At 63.9% G+C, this 17,306-nt stretch carries 16 protein-coding genes; 12 read left to right on the forward strand and 4 right to left on the reverse strand.

The annotated features are described in order from the left end of the window. Window positions 1–12: 12 nt before the first annotated feature. From NKI17_RS28545 to NKI17_RS28565, 5 genes are all read left to right on the forward strand, one after another. Window positions 13–234 carry a cysteine rich repeat-containing protein gene (locus NKI17_RS28545; protein WP_352450969.1) on the forward strand — a complete coding sequence of 74 codons (222 nt, stop codon included), beginning with the start codon at window positions 13–15 and terminating at the stop codon, window positions 232–234. Window positions 235–414: 180 nt separating this feature from the next. Next, window positions 415–1,518, forward strand: a complete 1,104-nt coding sequence (locus NKI17_RS28550; protein WP_352907105.1) for a calcium:cation antiporter — start codon at window positions 415–417, stop codon at window positions 1,516–1,518. Window positions 1,519–2,149: 631 nt separating this feature from the next. Beyond that, window positions 2,150–3,256, forward strand: coding sequence for an efflux RND transporter periplasmic adaptor subunit (locus NKI17_RS28555; RefSeq protein ID WP_051406143.1), 1,107 nt, complete (start codon window positions 2,150–2,152; stop codon window positions 3,254–3,256). Next, on the forward strand, window positions 3,253–6,456 hold the full coding sequence (locus NKI17_RS28560; RefSeq protein WP_352577564.1) for an efflux RND transporter permease subunit: 3,204 nt from the start codon (window positions 3,253–3,255) through the stop codon (window positions 6,454–6,456). The genes NKI17_RS28555 and NKI17_RS28560 overlap by 4 nt, the downstream gene beginning before the upstream one ends. Before the next feature lie 155 nt (window positions 6,457–6,611). After that, window positions 6,612–6,893, forward strand: a complete 282-nt coding sequence (locus NKI17_RS28565; RefSeq protein WP_352828887.1) for a hypothetical protein — start codon at window positions 6,612–6,614, stop codon at window positions 6,891–6,893. Here the strand turns inward: NKI17_RS28565 and NKI17_RS28570 are convergent. Continuing rightward, a complete protein-coding gene (locus tag NKI17_RS28570; RefSeq protein ID WP_352828888.1) occupies window positions 6,867–7,508 on the reverse strand; it encodes a peroxiredoxin-like family protein in 642 nt (213 codons plus the stop codon). The genes NKI17_RS28565 and NKI17_RS28570 overlap by 27 nt on opposite strands. A gap of 416 nt (window positions 7,509–7,924) precedes the next feature. Between NKI17_RS28570 and NKI17_RS28575 the strand changes: the two genes are divergently transcribed. After that, window positions 7,925–8,527, forward strand: a complete 603-nt coding sequence (locus tag NKI17_RS28575; RefSeq protein ID WP_023677135.1) for a cupin domain-containing protein — start codon at window positions 7,925–7,927, stop codon at window positions 8,525–8,527. Between the two features lie 59 nt (window positions 8,528–8,586). Here the strand turns inward: NKI17_RS28575 and NKI17_RS28580 are convergent, their stop codons facing one another. Beyond that, window positions 8,587–9,495 (reverse strand): hydrogen peroxide-inducible genes activator, encoded by a 909-nt coding sequence (locus tag NKI17_RS28580; RefSeq protein ID WP_352691100.1) that lies wholly within the window; start codon window positions 9,493–9,495, stop codon window positions 8,587–8,589. 147 nt (window positions 9,496–9,642) lie between these two features. On the opposite strand from NKI17_RS28580, the gene katG reads away from it, so the two are divergent. Beyond that, window positions 9,643–11,841 carry a catalase/peroxidase HPI gene (gene katG / locus NKI17_RS28585; RefSeq protein WP_352907106.1) on the forward strand — a complete coding sequence of 733 codons (2,199 nt, stop codon included), beginning with the start codon at window positions 9,643–9,645 and terminating at the stop codon, window positions 11,839–11,841. A 77-nt stretch (window positions 11,842–11,918) separates the two neighbouring features. On the opposite strand, the gene NKI17_RS28590 is transcribed toward katG, so the two are convergent. Further along, window positions 11,919–12,596, reverse strand: coding sequence for an MIP/aquaporin family protein (locus NKI17_RS28590; RefSeq protein WP_023677138.1), 678 nt, complete (start codon window positions 12,594–12,596; stop codon window positions 11,919–11,921). A gap of 344 nt (window positions 12,597–12,940) precedes the next feature. Between NKI17_RS28590 and NKI17_RS28595 the strand changes: the two genes are divergently transcribed. The 3 genes from NKI17_RS28595 to NKI17_RS28605 all read left to right on the forward strand — a co-directional run bounded on the left by NKI17_RS28595 (window position 12,941) and on the right by NKI17_RS28605 (window position 15,516). Beyond that, window positions 12,941–14,230 carry an RsmB/NOP family class I SAM-dependent RNA methyltransferase gene (locus tag NKI17_RS28595; protein WP_352691103.1) on the forward strand — a complete coding sequence of 430 codons (1,290 nt, stop codon included), beginning with the start codon at window positions 12,941–12,943 and terminating at the stop codon, window positions 14,228–14,230. Between the two features lie 125 nt (window positions 14,231–14,355). Then, entirely contained in the window at window positions 14,356–14,814 is a 459-nt protein-coding gene (locus tag NKI17_RS28600) for a PaaI family thioesterase (RefSeq protein ID WP_023677140.1), read from the forward strand. 27 nt (window positions 14,815–14,841) lie between these two features. Next, on the forward strand, window positions 14,842–15,516 hold the full coding sequence (locus NKI17_RS28605) for a 5'-methylthioadenosine/S-adenosylhomocysteine nucleosidase (protein ID WP_352634597.1): 675 nt from the start codon (window positions 14,842–14,844) through the stop codon (window positions 15,514–15,516). Here NKI17_RS28605 and NKI17_RS28610 read toward each other — a convergent pair. Further along, window positions 15,488–15,814: a hypothetical protein gene (locus NKI17_RS28610; protein WP_352907107.1), complete on the reverse strand. Its 327-nt coding sequence runs from the start codon at window positions 15,812–15,814 to the stop codon at window positions 15,488–15,490. The two genes, NKI17_RS28605 and NKI17_RS28610, sit on opposite strands and share 29 nt — an antisense overlap. A gap of 71 nt (window positions 15,815–15,885) precedes the next feature. Between NKI17_RS28610 and NKI17_RS28615 the strand changes: the two genes are divergently transcribed. Together NKI17_RS28615 and guaA are read left to right on the forward strand one after the other, a co-directional pair. Continuing rightward, on the forward strand, window positions 15,886–16,419 hold the full coding sequence (locus NKI17_RS28615; RefSeq protein ID WP_245274715.1) for a MarR family winged helix-turn-helix transcriptional regulator: 534 nt from the start codon (window positions 15,886–15,888) through the stop codon (window positions 16,417–16,419). 55 nt (window positions 16,420–16,474) lie between these two features. Further along, the coding region (gene guaA, locus NKI17_RS28620; RefSeq protein WP_352907108.1) for a glutamine-hydrolyzing GMP synthase at window positions 16,475–17,306 on the forward strand (832 nt) is incomplete at its 3' end.

Genomic DNA, 17,306 nt, shown 5'->3' on the forward strand with positions numbered 1-17,306 from the left:
GAGGGGTGTTCCATGCGGATTGGATTAGGCGTGCTTTTCCTGGCAACTCAGCTGGCAGCCACCGCGGTGCTGGCGCAGACGGCGGCCGAGCGTGAGGCCTGCCAAGCAGATTACCAGAGATTGTGCAAGGGCGTGTTGCCGGGCGGTGGCCGCGTCGTCAAATGCCTGGCCGGTCACATGAGCGAGCTGACGCCCGAATGCAAGAAGGTCGTCAAGGCCAACACGCCCGGCTAGCGCGCGAGCTTCCTGCGGGTGCGATTGTCCTTCCCTTGTGGGGAGGGGCTAGGGGGTGGGGTACGTACGCTGCGATGGCGTCATGACCTGTCATACGCGATTTCTCTGGATGGTCGCGGTGCGCAACAGTGGTTGCAAATCGCCCTTCCACGGGATTTGCGGGAAGGCAAGAAGGTGACAATGAGTGGTTTCGCAAGATCGGCGATTTCCTACGGTATGCCGTTGGCCGCGCTGGCGATGGCTGTCGCGGTCAGGGCCAGCGGGGTGTCGGTCGACGAAGGGTCGCTGGGCACCAGGATATTTATCGGCGCGCTGTCGAGCGCGATCATGTTCATCACCATTTTCGTGGTGCTCGACCACGCCGAGGCGGTGGCCCGGCGGGTAGGCGAGCCGTACGGCACGTTGGTGCTGACCATCGCGGTGACGGCAATCGAAGTGTCGATCATCGTTTCCATCATGCTGCACGGCGCGAACAACCCGACGCTTGCCCGCGAATCCGTATTCTCGACGGTGATGATCACCTCCACCGGCGTCATCGGCATGTGCCTGACGTTTGGCGGCTGGCGCCATCGCAAGCAGGCGATCGTCCGGCAAGGGACCAGCGCCTATCTGGCGGTGCTGGTCGCGCTCAGCGTCATGACGCTCATTCTGCCGACCTACACGCGAACCACCGATCCTGGCACGTTCTCGGCCGCGCAACTTGGCTTCGTCAGCGTCCTTTCAGTGCTGCTCTATGCCGGTTTTCTGTTCGCGCAAACTGTCCGCCACCGCGACGATTTCATCGACGGGCAAGCACACGGCGCCGCAGTGCGAACCGACGCTCACGAAAGCGTCGCCGCGGGCGCTGTTCTCCTGCTGATCGGGCTGATCGGCATCGTCATGCTGGCCGAACAGGTCGCAGCCAGCGTCGAAGATGCGCTCGTCGCCTACCAGGTGCCGCAGGCCGACGCCATTGTCGGCGCAATGATCGCCGCGCTGGTTCTGATGCCGGAGGCCATTTCGGCGGTTCGTGCCGCACTCAACAACGAGCTGCAGCGCGGCCTGAACGTCGCGATGGGCTCGGCCTGCGCGACAATCGGTTTGACAATACCGGCAATCGCCGCCGCCAGCCTGCTAACCGGAAGAGGCCTGACCCTGGGCCTGCCGGCGACCGACACGGTACTTTTGGTTCTGGCGCTTTTCATCTGCAATGTGAGCTTTAGCACGGAGAGGACGACGTTCCTGACCGGCTTGGTCCATCTGGTGGTGTTTTTTACTTGGGTGTTTTTGATATTTGTGCCGTGAGGGGGTGGGGCGGATGGGCCAGGAAACCACTATCGACAGGTTTTCGAACGAGCGGTCATCAGTTTCCGCACCGAGTTGCGAAGTAGGCAAGCCGCAGAAGTTCCGGATGAGGCGATGGTCGAGAATTGAGAGTGGTGACAGCAAAGACGGCTTGAGGGGTGGGCGCCAATTTGTATCCTTTGCGCCGTGGGCGGACGCTTAGCACCAAGGCCTTGAACGTCTCGATCTGCAGCCGATAGCGGAATGGCGGCTTTAACGTTTGAAGAAGGATTGCGGACTTTCAGCCCGACGGGACCAAGGTCTGCTCCCGGGTCTAGCCGTCCGGTCTCAATGGCGTCCCGGACTGCCCGGTGGATCTGCGTTGCCAGTGGCGGGTGGCGGGGCAGCCACAGGGTGGACATTTCAGCCCACATGGAAAATGATCATGTTGCCATGCACAACACTGCAGTGCTCTGATCTCGACGAAAAGCCTGAGCGTAGAAGCGGATCAACCGACCTCCGGGTCCAGCGAGCGAGGACGCAAATGGACACCCCAGAGAATGGGCAATTGCATCGCGACGCGGGCGGGCGACCCTGTCGATCGGCCGGCTGGCTTCCCCGCGCCGCCGTGTCGGCGGCATTCCTGCTCGGCATGGCTTTCAGCAGCACTGCGTTTGCGCAGGACCAGCAGCTACCCGTGGTGACAGCGGCCAAGCCGGTGGTCCGTGAAATCGTCGAAGACGACGAGTTCGTCGGGCGCTTCGAAGCCGTCGACCAGGTCGCCATCCGTTCGCGCGTCAGCGGCTATCTGGACAAGGTCAGCTTCCAGGACGGCGCACTGGTCAACAAGGGCGACCTGCTCTTCACCATCGACGAGCGTCCGTACCAGGCGGCTTATGATGCTGCCAAGTCGCAAGTGGACGTCGCCAAGAGTCTGCTCGAATTCTCCAAGATGCAGCTGGATCGCGCCGACGAACTCGCCAAGACCGGCAATATCTCAACCGCGACGGTCGACGACCGACGGCGGGAATACCTTTCGGCGCAGGCGCAGATGCAGGGCGCGACGGCTGCGCTGACGACGGCCAGCCTGAACATGGAATTCACTGAGATCAAGGCGCCCTTGTCCGGCCGCATCGACCGCCGGCTGGTGTCGGTCGGCAACCTCGTGCAGCCGGATTCGACCTTGCTGACGACCATCGTTACGCGCGATCCGATCGACTTCTATTTCGACGTCGATGAGCGCCTGTATTTCAGCTATGCCCGCGACGCGAAGGAGCGCGGCGGCAGCATGCAGGAAGGCGCCGGCGGGCTCGAGGTGGTGGTTCGCGTCGCCGACCGCGCGGAGGCGGTATTCAAAGGCAAGCTCGATTTTGCCGAGAACCGGATCGACAACGCGACCGGCACCATGCGGGTGCGTGCAAGGTTTCCCAACGCCGATGGCATTCTCCAGCCAGGCATGTTCGGGCGCATCAACGTGCCGGGGTCGCTGCCGCATAGCGGCGTGCTGGTGCCCGACGAGGCGATCGGCGCCGATCAGGATCGCCGCATCGTGTTCCTGGTGGATGAGGCCGGGATGGTGTCGGCGAAGCCCGTGCGCACCGGCCCGCTTCTCGACGGCTACCGGGTCATCCGCCAGGGCCTGACCGGCGACGAGACAATCATCGTCAAAGGGCTGATGCACGCCAGGCCCGGCACCAAGGTGAAGGTCGAGATGGTGACGTTGCCGCCCAAGGCCGAGACCGCCGAGTTGCAGCAATGAGGTTCGCACATTTCTTCGTCGACCGTCCGATCTTCGCATCGGTCGTTTCGATCGTCCTGCTGATCCTCGGCGGGATTGCTTATACCCAACTGCCGGTCGCGCAATATCCCGAGATCGCGCCGCCGACCATCGTCGTTCGCGCGCAGTATCCGGGTGCTGACGCCGAGACGGTCGCAGCGACGGTGGCAACGCCGATCGAGCAGGAGATCAACGGCGTCGAGGGCATGCTCTACATGTCGTCCTATTCGTCGGGCGACGGGGCGATGGCGCTGACCATCACCTTCAAGCTGGGCACCGATCTCGACCAGGCTCAGGTGCTGGTGCAGAACCGCGTGTCGGTCGCCGAGCCGCGCCTGCCCGAAGAAGTCCGCCGCCTCGGCATCACCACCACCAAGAGCTCGCCCGACCTGATGATGGTCGTGCACATGCTGTCGCCCGACAATACGTACGACCAGCTCTACGTCTCGAACTACGCCCGCTCGCGGGTGCGCGACATACTGCTCAGACTAGACGGCGTCGGCGACCTCATCATCTTCGGCGAACGCGAATATTCGCTGCGCATCTGGCTCGATCCGGAAAAACTGTCCGCCCTGGGGATGACCTCGGGCGATGTGGTGCAGGCGCTGCGCGACCAGAACGTCCAGGTGTCGGGCGGCTCGATCGGCGCGCCGCCGACCAGCACCGGCACGGCGTTCCAGTACACGGTCACCACGCAAGGCCGCTTCAACGACGCACGCGACTTCCGATACGTGATCGTCAAATCGACCGACGACGGCCGCCTGATCTCGCTGCAGGACGTGGCGCGCATCGAGCTCGGCGCCAAGGATTACGTCACCAACTCCTATCTCAACGGCAAACCGGCGGTGGCGCTCGCCATCTTCCAGCGGCCGGGCACCAATGCGCTCGCCGCAGCCGCGGAGATCCAGGACAAGATGAAGGAGCTTTCCCGCGACTTCCCGAAGGGGTTGAGCTACGACATCGTCTACAATCCGACCGAGTTCGTCGCCGAGTCGATCCAGGAGGTCTACAAGACGATTCTCGAGGCGATGCTGCTGGTCATCATCGTCATCATCGTCTTCCTGCAATCGTGGCGCATGGCGATCGTGCCGATCGTGGCGATCCCCGTGTCGCTGATCGGCACGCTGGCGGTGCTTTACGCCGCCGGCTTCTCGCTCAACATGCTGACGCTGTTCGGCCTAGTTCTGGCGATCGGCATCGTCGTCGACGATGCGATCGTCGTGGTCGAAAACGTCGAGCGCAATATCGCCAGAGGGCTGGCGCCCAATCCGGCGTCGCACCTGACCATGGACGAAGTCGGAACGGCCGTCATCGCGATCTCGCTGGTGCTGATAGCCGTGTTCGTACCGACAGCCTTCATCCCCGGCATTTCTGGGCAGTTCTATCTGCAGTTTGCGATCACCATCGCGGTGTCGACGGCGATCTCGGCATTCAATTCGCTGACGCTTTCGCCGGCGCTGGCCGCACTGCTGTTCAAGCCGCATCACGCCGCGGCGGCGCCGCCGCGCTTTTTCCTGGCGCGGTTCGGACGGGCGCTCGCCGACGGCTTCAATCGCGGCTTCGACAGGGTCGCCCATTGGTATTCGAGCATCATCCGCGTGCTGGTCGGCTCGTGGATAACGATCGCCGCCATGCTGGCCGTTTTCGCGGCCCTCATCTACGCCACGGTCTACATGGTGCAGTCGGTGCCGCGCGGTTTCATTCCGTCGCTTGACCAGGGCTATGCGATCGTCGTCATCCAGTTGCCGGACGGCGCTTCGCTGTCGAGGACCGATGCGGTCATTCAGCAGGCGTCGCAGATCATCCAGAAAACGCCAGGCGTCGACTACGCAGTCGCCTTCGCCGGCTTCTCCGGCGCGACCTTCACCAACGCCAGCAACGCGGGCGTGATCTTCGCCAGGTTCAAGCCGTTTGACGAGCGACTAAAAGCCGGCCAGTCGGCGACCCAGGTCATCGGCAATCTGTTCGGCAGCCTGCAAAGCATCAAGGAAGCCTTCATTATCGCACTGCCGCCGCCGCCGATCCGCGGCGTCGGCAATGCCGGCGGCTTCAAGCTGCAGATCCAGGAGCGCAACAGCGCCGACATGCGGCAGATCCTGGCGCTTGCCAACGAAATCGCCGGCAAGGCCAACAAGACGCCGGGGCTGACGGGCGTGTTCACCACGTTCTCCGCGTCGAGCCCGCAATTCTTCCTGGCGATCGATCGCGACAAGGCGCGCATCCTGAACGTGCCGATCCCCAACATCTTCGAGGCGCTGTCGATCAATTTGGGCACCGCCTACGTCAACGACTTCAACGCTTTCGGGCGCGTCTACCAGGTGCGGGCGCAGGCCGACCAGGCGTTCCGTCTCGATCGCGCCGACATCTTGAAACTGAAGGTGCGCTCGGCGACCGGCGCGCTGGTTCCGCTCGGCACGTTGGTCGAGATCCGCGACGTCACCGGCCCGGCGCTGGTCCAGCGCTACAACATGTACGTTTCGGTGCCGTTGCAGGGCAACGCCGCGCCCGGCGTTTCCACGGGCGACGCGCTGGCATTGATGGAAGGGATCACGGCAAAGACGCTGCCGGCCGGTACCTCCTATGAATGGACCGAGCTCGCCTATCAGGAGCGCAACACCGGCAATGCCGCTGTCTATATCTTCGGACTGTCGGTGTTGTTCGTGTTCCTGGCGCTGGCGGCGCAATATGAAAGCTGGGTGCTGCCGTTCGCCATTGTGCTGGTGGTGCCGCTCGGCGTGCTCGCGGCGTTGCTCGGCGTGTCGTTCCGAGGGCTGGACAACAACATCCTCGTGCAGATCGGCCTCATCGTGCTAATCGGGCTTGCCGCCAAGAACGCGATCCTGATCGTCGAATTCGCGCGGCAGGCGCAGGAACGCGGGCTGTCGGCCGCCGAGGCTGCCGTCGAAGCCTGCCGGCTCAGGCTGCGGCCGATCCTGATGACCGCTTTCTCGTTCATCCTCGGCGTCGTGCCGCTGATGATCGCAACGGGCCCGGGCGCAGAAATGCGCCAGTCGCTCGGCACCGCGGTATTCTCCGGCATGCTCGGCGTCACCTTCGTCGGCCTGTTCCTGACGCCGGTGTTCTACGTCACGCTCAGGTCGCTGTTTTCACGGCGCAAGCCCCGTGCCGAGGCCGAGCCTTCGGGGCCGGCAGAGGCGCCATCGGAGACGGCCGCCGAGTAGGGTTACGAATTCGCCGCGTCGGGCGCGGCTTATCACTCCAGAAAATCGGCGCGGCGCGGCAACGGCCACGATCTGCGCGACCTCGGCGTCGAGGTGCGGCGGAGACCCTGCTCGGTCTGATCCAGCCTAACAGCCGCATCCAGCTCAGCGAGACGATGCCGGGCGGCGAGGCCAATGCGATCTTCTATCTGGTCGACCGGGCGGGACTTGAGGGCGCAACCGCGACCTCCGGAGTCCTCGCTTGCGATGTCTGCTTTCAGGACGCGGAGAAGCTGATCTCTACGGCCGAGATCGGGCGCGAAGCGGTCATCCACGATCTTCAGGTTTTGACCCAGGACGGCCTTTCCCCGGTAGTGAGCGGGAAGGGCGCGGTCGTCGAGCGAGTGTCAGCCGCCTATTTCCGCAGCCCATTAATGTGCAACTTGGGAAGCTGCTGACATCAATTCCTCCGGATTCGGCGCCTTGACGGTATTGAGGCCAGCCTCCAGAACTTCAGTGAAGCTCCAGCGTACAATACCGCCTCGGTCGATGAGAAACTGACCAACCAGCAGCTCCTTAGCGGAAGCCATCATCTGCTGATCGGCTTCCGTAATCTCATACCCCTCCTTCTTGTTGAGCAACTCGTTTATTGCGATGGGGTCCATAGGCTCGGGCAACTCACCCGGGAGATCGATACGGATCCCCATGACCTTGTCCATCCCGATCTCGCGCAAGCCGAAGGCACGGTGCGAGGCCCGCTCCGGGTCGGACGCGGCGAGAAGATCGGGTGTCGGATGGTAACGGAAATAGAGCCGTGCGCGCTCTACCGGCGTATTGACGACCGCCAGGCATTCGACGCCTTTCTCAGCCAGAGCCGGCTTGAGTTGCGCCATTGCCGCGACATTGCGCCGGCAGAACGCACAGTGCAGGCCTCGAAACAAGCCGATCAACAATGGGCTACGACCTCGAAAATCAGTGAGCGCGATTTTGCCTTCGCGGGAGATCGCATCGAGAATAATATTCGGCGCGCGGTCGCCCGGCTGCAGCGGGCGTTCGACATTACTCGTGGACATGGACAACCTCCTCGCCCCGGATAAGCACACTCAGCCATCCGGAGTTGAGTCCGTGCTGGGGGACGCCAGGGCAAAAATTGCTTTCGACCTTTGCCATATTGCCGAGGTCGAGATTACGCGCGTTGCAGGTGCATCATAACACGAAAAAAGCCTCTGCGGGTCGCCCGTTTCGCGAGCTGTCGCGAGCGCTGTGGTAAAACAGTGTATCGTCTCATCCGTGCCATGGGACGACACAGCGGCGGGACCGATTGGATCTTCACATGCTTGCGGTGTTCAAGTCTTGAAACTTGGGCGGCTTCGATGTGCCCGGACGTCAAATGCCGACCGCACAGATCGCAGATCTCTGCCCTCAGCGGAACCGAGCGCCGTGCAGCCGGTTAATCGGCATGAAGCCACCACCAATCCAAGGCAGCATCATGAGCATTCTGCAAACCACGAAGAAAGCCGTCGAGCAGGTCACCGGTGCCGCCAGACCGGGCCGGCGAGAGGTCGCCGATCTTCTCCGGCCGCGCAAAGCGAATGAATTTCGGTTCTGGGATGATGGCCTTGTGCCCAACCATCCGTTCTGGCCGCTTGTCGTCTATCGCGGCGCCGTGAAGCTGCCCGAGGAATTCGATCCTGCGGCTGTCATGGAGGCGCTTTTCGAGGCAAATGGCTGGGGCGATAGCTGGCGCAACGGCATCTACGACTACGTCCACTACCATTCGCGGATACACGAGGTGCTCGGCGTCGCGCGCGGGACGGCGAAAGTCCGCTTTGGCGGCAACAAGGGACGAACGCTCCCCCTGAAGGCCGGCGACGTCGCGGTGCTTCCGGCCGGCACCGGGCACCAGCGTCTTTCCGCGTCCGACGATTTTCTGGTTGTCGGCGCCTATCCTCCATCCGGCACCTATGACCTGTGTACGACCGCCGCCGACCATGCCAAGGCAGTCGTCACGATCCCCAGGGTTGGCCGTCCGCGCAAGGACCCTGTCTATGGAAGCAACGGCCCGTTGCTCGCAGCCTGGGAAAAGGATTGAAGCCGTTCCTTTCTTGCGAGTTGGCTTCGGGGCTAAAACCGGATCCTTGACCCGCCGCTCTACGCTGCCAGCACCGCCGCATCCAGCCCGCGGATGATCTTGGCCAGTTCGACGCATTCGTCGTGGCGCACCTTGTTGCGCCGCCAGGCGAGGCAGATCGTGCGCTGCGGCATCGGTTCCTGGAACGGCACGATCTTCAAATCGGGGATAGTGCTGGCTGGCCCGGCCGCCATCTCGGGGATGAGCGTGACGCCGAGCCCATGCGCCACCATCTGTAAGAGCGTCGTCAGGCTGGTCGCGCCGTAGCTTGCCATCGCCACCGGCCGCACGCTGCCGCAGACGGCGAGCGCCTGTTCGCGCAGGCAATGGCCTTCCTCCAGCAGCATCAGCCGCTCCAGCGCCGGGCTTTCCGGCGGCACCGGCGGCGAGGCGAAGGCGGGGTCGCCGGCCGGCACGGCAAGGAAGAACCGGTCGGAGAAAAGTTCCTCGGTGACCAGGCCGGGGTAATCGAGGGGCAGTGCCGCGACGAAGGCGTCGAGCTTCCCCGAACTGGTGTCCTCGACCAGCGACGCGGTCACCGCCTCGCGCAGTTCCAGCTGCAAGGCCGGGAAATGCCGTTTCAGCTCCGGCAGCACATGCGGCAGCAGATAGGGCGCCACCGTCGGGATGATGCCGAGCCGGAAGCGGCCTTCCAGCGCCGGGCGGCCGCGCCGGGCCGTCGCCTCGACGTCGCGGACGTCGGCAAGAATGCGCTCGATGCGCGGCAGCAGGACCTGCGCTTCGTCGGTCATGCGCACCGATTTGCCGCCGCGCTCGAACAGACGGCAATTGAGCCGCAGCTCCATCTCGGCGATCTGCGCGGACAGCGCCGGCTGGCTGACGCCGGCGAGTTTTGCGGCACGGCCGAAATGCAGCGTCTGCGCCAGCGCCTCGAAATAATGCATCTGCCGGACGGTCAAACCGATCATAAGGAAAACCTATCAGAATAAACAGCAAAGGCAATTTGTCTTTATCGGCTGGGCGGGCTAGTCTGGAACCATTCCAGAATGGCGCGGCCGCTGGCCCTGCCCGGAAAATCAACAAAATCCCGGAAAATCAACAAATCGGAGGCAAAGATGGACGCGAAAACCGACGACAACAGCGCCGGCAAATGCCCGGTCCCACATGGATCGGCCAGGAGGAGCAACCGTGACTGGTGGCCGAACCAGCTCGACCTTGCCGTCCTCCATCAGCAGTCCAGCCTCTCGGACCCGATGGACGAGGACTTCGACTACGCCAAGGAATTCAAGAGCCTCGATCTCGATGCGGTGATCAGGGATCTGCACCAGGTGATGACCGATTCGCAGGATTGGTGGCCGGCCGATTTCGGCCATTACGGCCCGCTCTTCATCCGCATGGCCTGGCACAGCGCCGGTACCTATCGCATCGGCGACGGCCGTGGCGGCGCCGGCGCCGGCCAGCAGCGTTTCGCGCCGCTCAACAGCTGGCCGGACAACGCCAATCTCGACAAGGCGCGCCGGCTGCTGTGGCCGGTCAAGCAGAAATACGGCAGGAAGATCTCCTGGGCCGACCTGTTGATCCTCACCGGCAACGTCGCGCTGGAATCGATGGGCTTCAAGACGTTCGGCTTCGCCGGCGGCCGCGCCGATGTCTGGGAGCCGGAGCAGGACGTCGACTGGGGATCGGAAACCAAGTGGCTCGCCGACGAGCGCTATTCCGGCGACCGCGAACTTCACGGCCATCTCGGCGCCGTGCAGATGGGGCTGATCTACGTCAACCCGGAAGGGCCGAACGGCACGCCCGATCCATTGGCCGCGGCGCGCGATATCCGCGAGACCTTCGCCCGCATGGCCATGAACGACGAGGAAACCGTGGCGCTCATCGCCGGCGGTCACACCTTCGGCAAGACCCACGGCGCCGGTGATGCATCGCTGGTCGGGGCGGAGCCGGAAGGCGCCGGCATCGAGGCGCAGGGCCTCGGCTGGTCGAGCAAGCATGCCACCGGCATTGCCGGCGACGCCATCACCTCGGGCCTCGAGGTGACCTGGACCACGACGCCGACCAAGTGGAGCAACAACTTCTTCGACAATCTGTTCAACTACGAATGGGAACTGACCAAGAGCCCGGCCGGCGCCCAGCAGTGGACGCCGAAGGGCGGCGCCGGTGCAGGCTCCGTGCCGGACGCGCACGATCCGTCGAAGCGCCGCGCGCCGGCGATGCTGACCACCGACCTCGCTTTGCGCGTCGACCCGGCCTACGAGAAGATCTCGCGGCGCTTCCATCAGAATCCTGATCAGTTCGCCGATGCCTTCGCGCGCGCCTGGTTCAAGCTGACCCATCGCGACATGGGTCCGGCCGTCCGCTATCTCGGGCCGCTCGTGCCGAAGGAAGAGCTGATCTGGCAGGACCCGATACCGGCAATCGACCACGAGCTGGTCAGCGAACAGGACATCGCCTCGCTGAAGGCGAAGATCCTGGCCTCCGGCCTGTCCGTTTCCGAACTGGTCTCGACCGCCTGGGCCTCGGCCTCGACTTTCCGCGGCTCCGACAAGCGCGGCGGCGCCAACGGCGCCCGCATCCGCCTGGCGCCGCAGAAGGATTGGGAGGTCAACCAGCCGGCGCAGCTGGCCAAGGTGCTCGAGACACTCGAAGGCATCCAGAAGGGCTTCAATAACTCGCAGTCCGGCGGCAAGAAGATCTCGCTTGCCGACCTGATCGTTCTCGGCGGCGTCGCCGCGGTCGAGAAGGCGGCCAAGGACGGCGGCCATGACGTGCAGGTTCCTTTCACGCCGGGCCGCATGGACGCCTCGCAGGAACAGACGGATATCCAGTCCTTCGCCGCGCTCGAGCCGAAAGTCGATGGCTTCCGCAATTATGTCAGGGGTAAGCCGCCGATGTCGGTCGAGGCGATGCTGGTCGACCGGGCGCAGCTGCTGACCTTGACGGCGCCGGAGATGACGGTGCTCGTCGGCGGGTTGCGGGTGCTCGGCGCCAACACCGGCCAATCGAAGCACGGCGTGTTCACCGACAGGCCGGGCACGTTGACCAACGATTTCTTCGTCAACCTGCTCTCCATGAACACGGTCTGGGATCCGGCCGCCGGTTCCGATGAAGTCTACGAGGCGCGCGACCGCAAGACCAAGACGGTCAGGTGGACCGGCACCCGCGCCGACCTGATCTTCGGCTCGCACGCGCAATTGCGTGCGCTTGCCGAGGTCTACGGATCGGTCGACGCCGGGCAGAAGTTCGTCAGGGATTTCGCCGCCGCCTGGACCAAGGTGATGAACGCCGACCGTTTTGACCTCGCGGCCTGATCCGGGCGCACGACTTCTCGATGCAACGAAAAAGGCGCGGGCCTTGACCCGCGCCTTTTCCATGAAGCCTTCGAAAGTCAGTCTTTCTCGAAGATACCGGCCTTGGCGACCACGCCGGCAATGGCGCCGCCGATCAGCGGCGCGACGATGAACAGCCACAGCTGGCCGATCGCCGCAGTTCCCGAAAACAGCGCCGGTCCGATCGAACGGGCCGGGTTGAGCGACGTGCCGGTCACCGGAATGATGGCGAAGTGCAGTCCGGCCAGCGTCAGGCCGATGACCAGGCCGGCGAAGGCCGTGGTGTGCTTGGCGTTAGTGACGCCGAGGATCACCGTGACGAAGGTGAAGGTGCCGATCAGCTCCCACAGGAAGGCCGAGCTGACGCCCCATTTCGTCACATCCCAGCCATTGGCGCCGAAGCCGCCGGTGTGGCCGCCGACCTGTCCGGAGACGATGATCCACAGCGCCAGCGACGCGATGATGGCGCCGATGACCTGCGCGATCCAATAGGGAATGACGTCCCTGGCCGGCATCCGCCCGGCGAGGAACACACCGAGCGTCACCGCCGGATTGAGATGCGCGCCCGAAATCGGGCCGATCGCGTAAGCGGCCGCTATCAGGCCAATGCCGAACGCCAGACCGATACCTTCCTGGCCAAGCGGCAGCGCGCCGCCGAAGCCGCCCGTCACCACCGAAGCCGTGCCGATGAACACCAATAGAAACGTGCCTAGAACTTCCGCCAGATAAGTTTTCATTGCCCTCTCCTCGTATCGACCCGCGGCTCCGCTTTTTCTGCGACGCGAATCACCGCGCAAAGAGTATTCGCAACCGCAAAACTTGCAAAGCAGAGCAGTTTCGCAAGCCGCTATGCTTGTGAGCGCCGGACACGAACATTAGAGACTTGTAATATATTGATCGAATTGTTTGGTTCCGCATGCCGGCGCCCGCTTGGTGGCGGCGGCTCGCGATGCACCAATCCACATTCGCCACCCTCCGCATGGATCGTCTCGCCGTCGGCGAAACAGAACTGTTTCAATCAGGGCACGAAAAGCTCTAAGAGCAGGGCCGGAATTAATTTGCTGAGTAATGGAAGACGACAATGAGACTGGGCGGGCGGCTGGCGGCAGCCATCGAAGTGCTTGACGACATTGGCCGGCGCCACCGGCCGGTGGCCGATGCGCTGAAGGACTGGGGCCTGTCGCACCGCTTCGCCGGTGGCGGCGACCGCGCCGCGATCGGCAACATCGTCTACGACGCGCTGCGCCGCAAGCGCTCGGCCGGCTGGCTGTTGGGCGAAGACACACCGCGCGCCATCGGCTTCGGCGCGCTGCTGCTCGAATGGGGCCAGACGGCGCAGTCGCTGAACGAGGCGCTCGAGGGCGACAAGTTTGCGCCGCCGCTGCTTACCGCCGACGAACTGACAACGCTTGCGGCTCGCCGGCTTGCCGATGCGCCGCCGGCTGTCAGGGCAGACGTCCCCGACTGGTGCATGCCGCTGTTCGAACGGGCGTTCGGCACGGCCTGGGTGGAAGAGGGTGCCGCGCTGGCGACACGCCCGCCGCTCGACCTCAGGGTCAACACGCTGAAGGCCGATCGCGGCAAGGTGCTGGCGGAATTGGCGGAGACCGGCGCCAAGCCTGCGCGGATCGCGCCGCACGGTATCCGCATCCCGCCGATCGAAGGCGACGGCAGGCACCCGAACGTGCAGGCCGAGCCGGCCTTCCAGAAAGGCTGGTTCGAAGTTCAGGACGAGGGTTCGCAGATTGCGGCCGAACTGGCCGGCGCCGAACCTGGAATGCAGGTGCTCGATTTTTGCGCCGGCGCCGGCGGCAAGACGCTGGCGCTGTCCGCGGCGATGGACAATCGCGGCCAGATCTTCGCCCACGATGCGGAGAAGGCAAGGCTGGCGCCGATCTTCGACCGCATCCGCCGTTCGGAAAACCGCAATGTGCAGATCGTCACCAGGCCGGCCGAACTGCCGCCGCTCGGCAAGCACATGGATATCGTCCTGATCGATGCGCCCTGCACCGGCAGCGGCACCTGGCGGCGCCGGCCGGATGCCAAATGGCGGCTGACGCAAAGACAGCTCGACGCCCGCAAGGGCGAGCAGGAGACGATACTCGATGCCGCCAGGGACTTCGTCAAACCCGGCGGCCTGCTGGTCTACATCACCTGTTCGGTGTTCGACGAGGAGAATGGCGACCAGGTTTCGGCCTTCCGGGACCGCCATCCCGGTTTTGTCCCGCTCGATCACCGCCAGCTTTGGGACAGCCGTTTTGCGGGCCACGAAGCGGCAATGCGGATAGGCGCCGCGGGCGGCATTTCGCTGTCGCCGTTGCTGAGCGGCACCGACGGCTTTTACTTCTGCGCGCTGCGGCGGGCCGGCTGAATCGTTGCCATCGATACAGGGCTAAGCCGAATGCTGCAGTGCAGCATTTGCGATTGCCTGCCGCCCACCCCTCTGCGATAAATGCCTTTGCAATAAGATTTGCCGAGAAACGAAGGGCGACGGCCATGGCAGCAAAGATCGTTCCTGCTCCCGATTATGAGGACCGCGTCAGGACGTCCTTCGCGCGCCAGAACGCGATGATGACCATTGGCGCCGAGCTGACGCTGGTGACGCCCGGCATCATCGAGATCGAAATGCCCTATTCTGCGGCACTGACGCAGCAGCACGGCTTTCTCCATGCCGGCGTTATTTCGACGGCTCTCGACTCGGCCTGCGGCTATGCGGCATTCTCGTTGATGCCGGAAAATTCCGGCGTGCTGACCATCGAGTTCAAGGTCAATCTGCTGGCGCCCGGCAGGGGCGAGCGCTTCCTGTTCCGCGGCTCGGTGACCAAGCCTGGCCGCACCATCATCGTCGCCGACGGACAAGCCTATGCGTTCGCCGTCGACGGCGAGGCCAAGCTGATCGCCACGATGACCGGAACGATGATGACAGTACTCGGCCGCGACGGCATCGAGGGCTGAGGAACGGGCAGGGGAGGATGGACGATCATGGCCGGCAAGACACCTGGTGAGCTCACCCCGATCTCCGGCAAATCCGTTCTCTTCGTCATGGCGGCCGAAGCCGAATACGGTCCACACCTGCAGCGGCTGTTCACGCCGCTGCTGACCGGCGTCGGACCGGTCGAGGCCGGCGTCGGACTCAGCGCCGAACTATCCCGGCTGCATGCCGGGATGGCGCTGCCCGATCTCGTCGTGTCGCTCGGGTCGGCGGGCAGCCGGACGCTGGAGCAGACGGAAATCTACCAGGCCGTTTCAGTCGCCTACCGCGACATGGACGCCTCGCCCCTCGGGTTCGAGAAGGGCGCCACGCCGTTCCTCGACCTGCCTGTCAGCGTGCCGCTGCCGTTCAGGATACCAGGCGTCAGACAGGCGACGCTGTCGACCGGGGCGGCAATCGTCTCCGGCGCCGCCTACGACGCGATCGCCGCCGACATGGTCGATATGGAGACCTTCGCCTGCCTGCGCGCCTGCCAGCTGTTCGACGTGCCGCTTATCGGCCTGCGCGGCATTTCCGACGGGGCAGCCGATCTGAGGCATGTCGGCGACTGGACCGAATATCTGCACGTCATCGACGAGAAGCTGGCCGCGGCGGTGCAACTGCTGGAACAGGCGATCGCCTCGGGCGCGATCGACTTCAAGCTTGTTGGGGCGGCAGCTTCTTAGCGTTGCCGAACAGCACGCCGATCATCCTGAAGCGAACGGCGTTGTCGCGATTGATGTAAGTGACTGACCCGGGCTCGTGATCGAGGGTCCAGCGTCCGGTCGCGCCGGTGTCCCAGTCGGCGACATAACCGTCATCGAGCATCCGCCAGCGCCCGCTTCGCGCCTCGCCATCGTCGAGCAGCATGTGCGCGGCACCCTCGCTTTCAAAATAGACGTAAGCCTCCTTGCCGTTTCGTTTCAACACATGGGTCATGCCCGGAATGAGCATTGCAAGGGTTTCCTTCTGAAGTGCTGCCATGATTTCCTCCTGAATTGAAGTCGCCGATTGCCTTGACCGGCATCGCCACTTAGAGTGAACTAGTAGTCAAGATGCTTGACTATGTATCGGGCGAGAAGAATTTGGTCAAGGGCCTTGACGAAAAACCTGAAGCGCTGCCGGATCACATAGGTTGGCGGCTGTGGCAGGCGAGCCGCGCCTGGCAGACCGAGTTCGCCGCTGCGATGCGCGCTGCCGGCCATCACTGGTTCACCGAAGCGCGTGCCGGCCTGCTTGGACACATCCCGCGCGGCGGCATGCGCCAGTCGGCGCTGATCGAGCGCTCGGCGATCTCAAAGCAGGCGATTCAGCAATTGCTCGATGGCCTGGAGACGGAAGGTGTGTTGCAGCGTCTGCCCGATCCGCAAGACGGTCGCGGCAAGCTTGTGCGCTACACCCGCAAGGGCCTGGACGCCCTGCGCGATGGCGACCGCATCAAGCTGCAGATCGAACGGAGCTATGTTGCCCGCCTTGGTCACGAGCGTTTCGCGGCGCTGATGGGCGCCTTGCAGTCGCTCGATACAACGCAAACGGATGCATTGGACAAAGCCTCTGGCGTTCAGGACGACACACCGGAATCGAAGTGAAAGCGCGACCTCACAACCCATTGCGCCGACTCGTTTCTTTCTCTAAACGCTCGCCATGAAAACAGCCAATCATCCCGACACCGTCCTGATTGTCGATTTCGGCAGCCAGTTCACCCAGCTGATCGCCCGCCGCATCCGCGAGGCCGGCGTCTTTTCCGAGATCGTGCCCTTCCAGTCGGCCGAGGCGGCGTTCAAGCGCGTCAATCCGAAGGCGGTGATCCTGTCCGGCGGCCCGGCCTCGACCGGCGACATCGGCAGTCCGCGCGCGCCGCAGATCGTCTTCGACGCCGGCGTGCCGGTGCTCGGCATCTGCTATGGCCAGATGGCGATGTGCGTGCAGATGGGCGGCGTCGCCGAAAGCTCCGACCACCGCGAATTCGGCCGCGCCTTCGTCGAGATCGCCAAGGACAGCCCGTTGTTCGACGGCCTGTGGGCGCCCGGCCAGCGCCACCAGGTGTGGATGAGCCATGGCGACCGCGTCATCTCCCTGCCCAAGGGGTTCGAGGTGCTCGGAAAATCGGAGGGCTCGCCCTTCGCTATCTTCGGCAATGTCGAACGCAAAATGTACGGCCTCATGTTCCACCCCGAAGTGGTGCATACGCCGGACGGCGCCAGGCTGCTCCGCAACTTCGTCCACAACATCGCCGGCATCGAAGGCGACTGGACGATGCGCGCCTACCGCGAGCACGCGGTCGAGACGATCCGCAAACAGGTCGGCAAGGGCAAGGTGATCTGCGCGCTGTCGGGCGGCGTCGATTCCTCGGTCGCGGCCTTGCTGATCCACGAGGCGGTCGGCGACCAGCTCACCTGCATCCTTGTCGACCACGGTCTGATGCGCAAGGACGAGGCATCAGGCGTGGTGGAGATGTTTCGCCAGCATTACAATC

It is taken from the genome of Mesorhizobium sp. M0816 (genome assembly GCF_040320005.1).
In the GTDB taxonomy this organism is placed as follows: Bacteria; Pseudomonadota; Alphaproteobacteria; order Rhizobiales; family Rhizobiaceae; genus Mesorhizobium.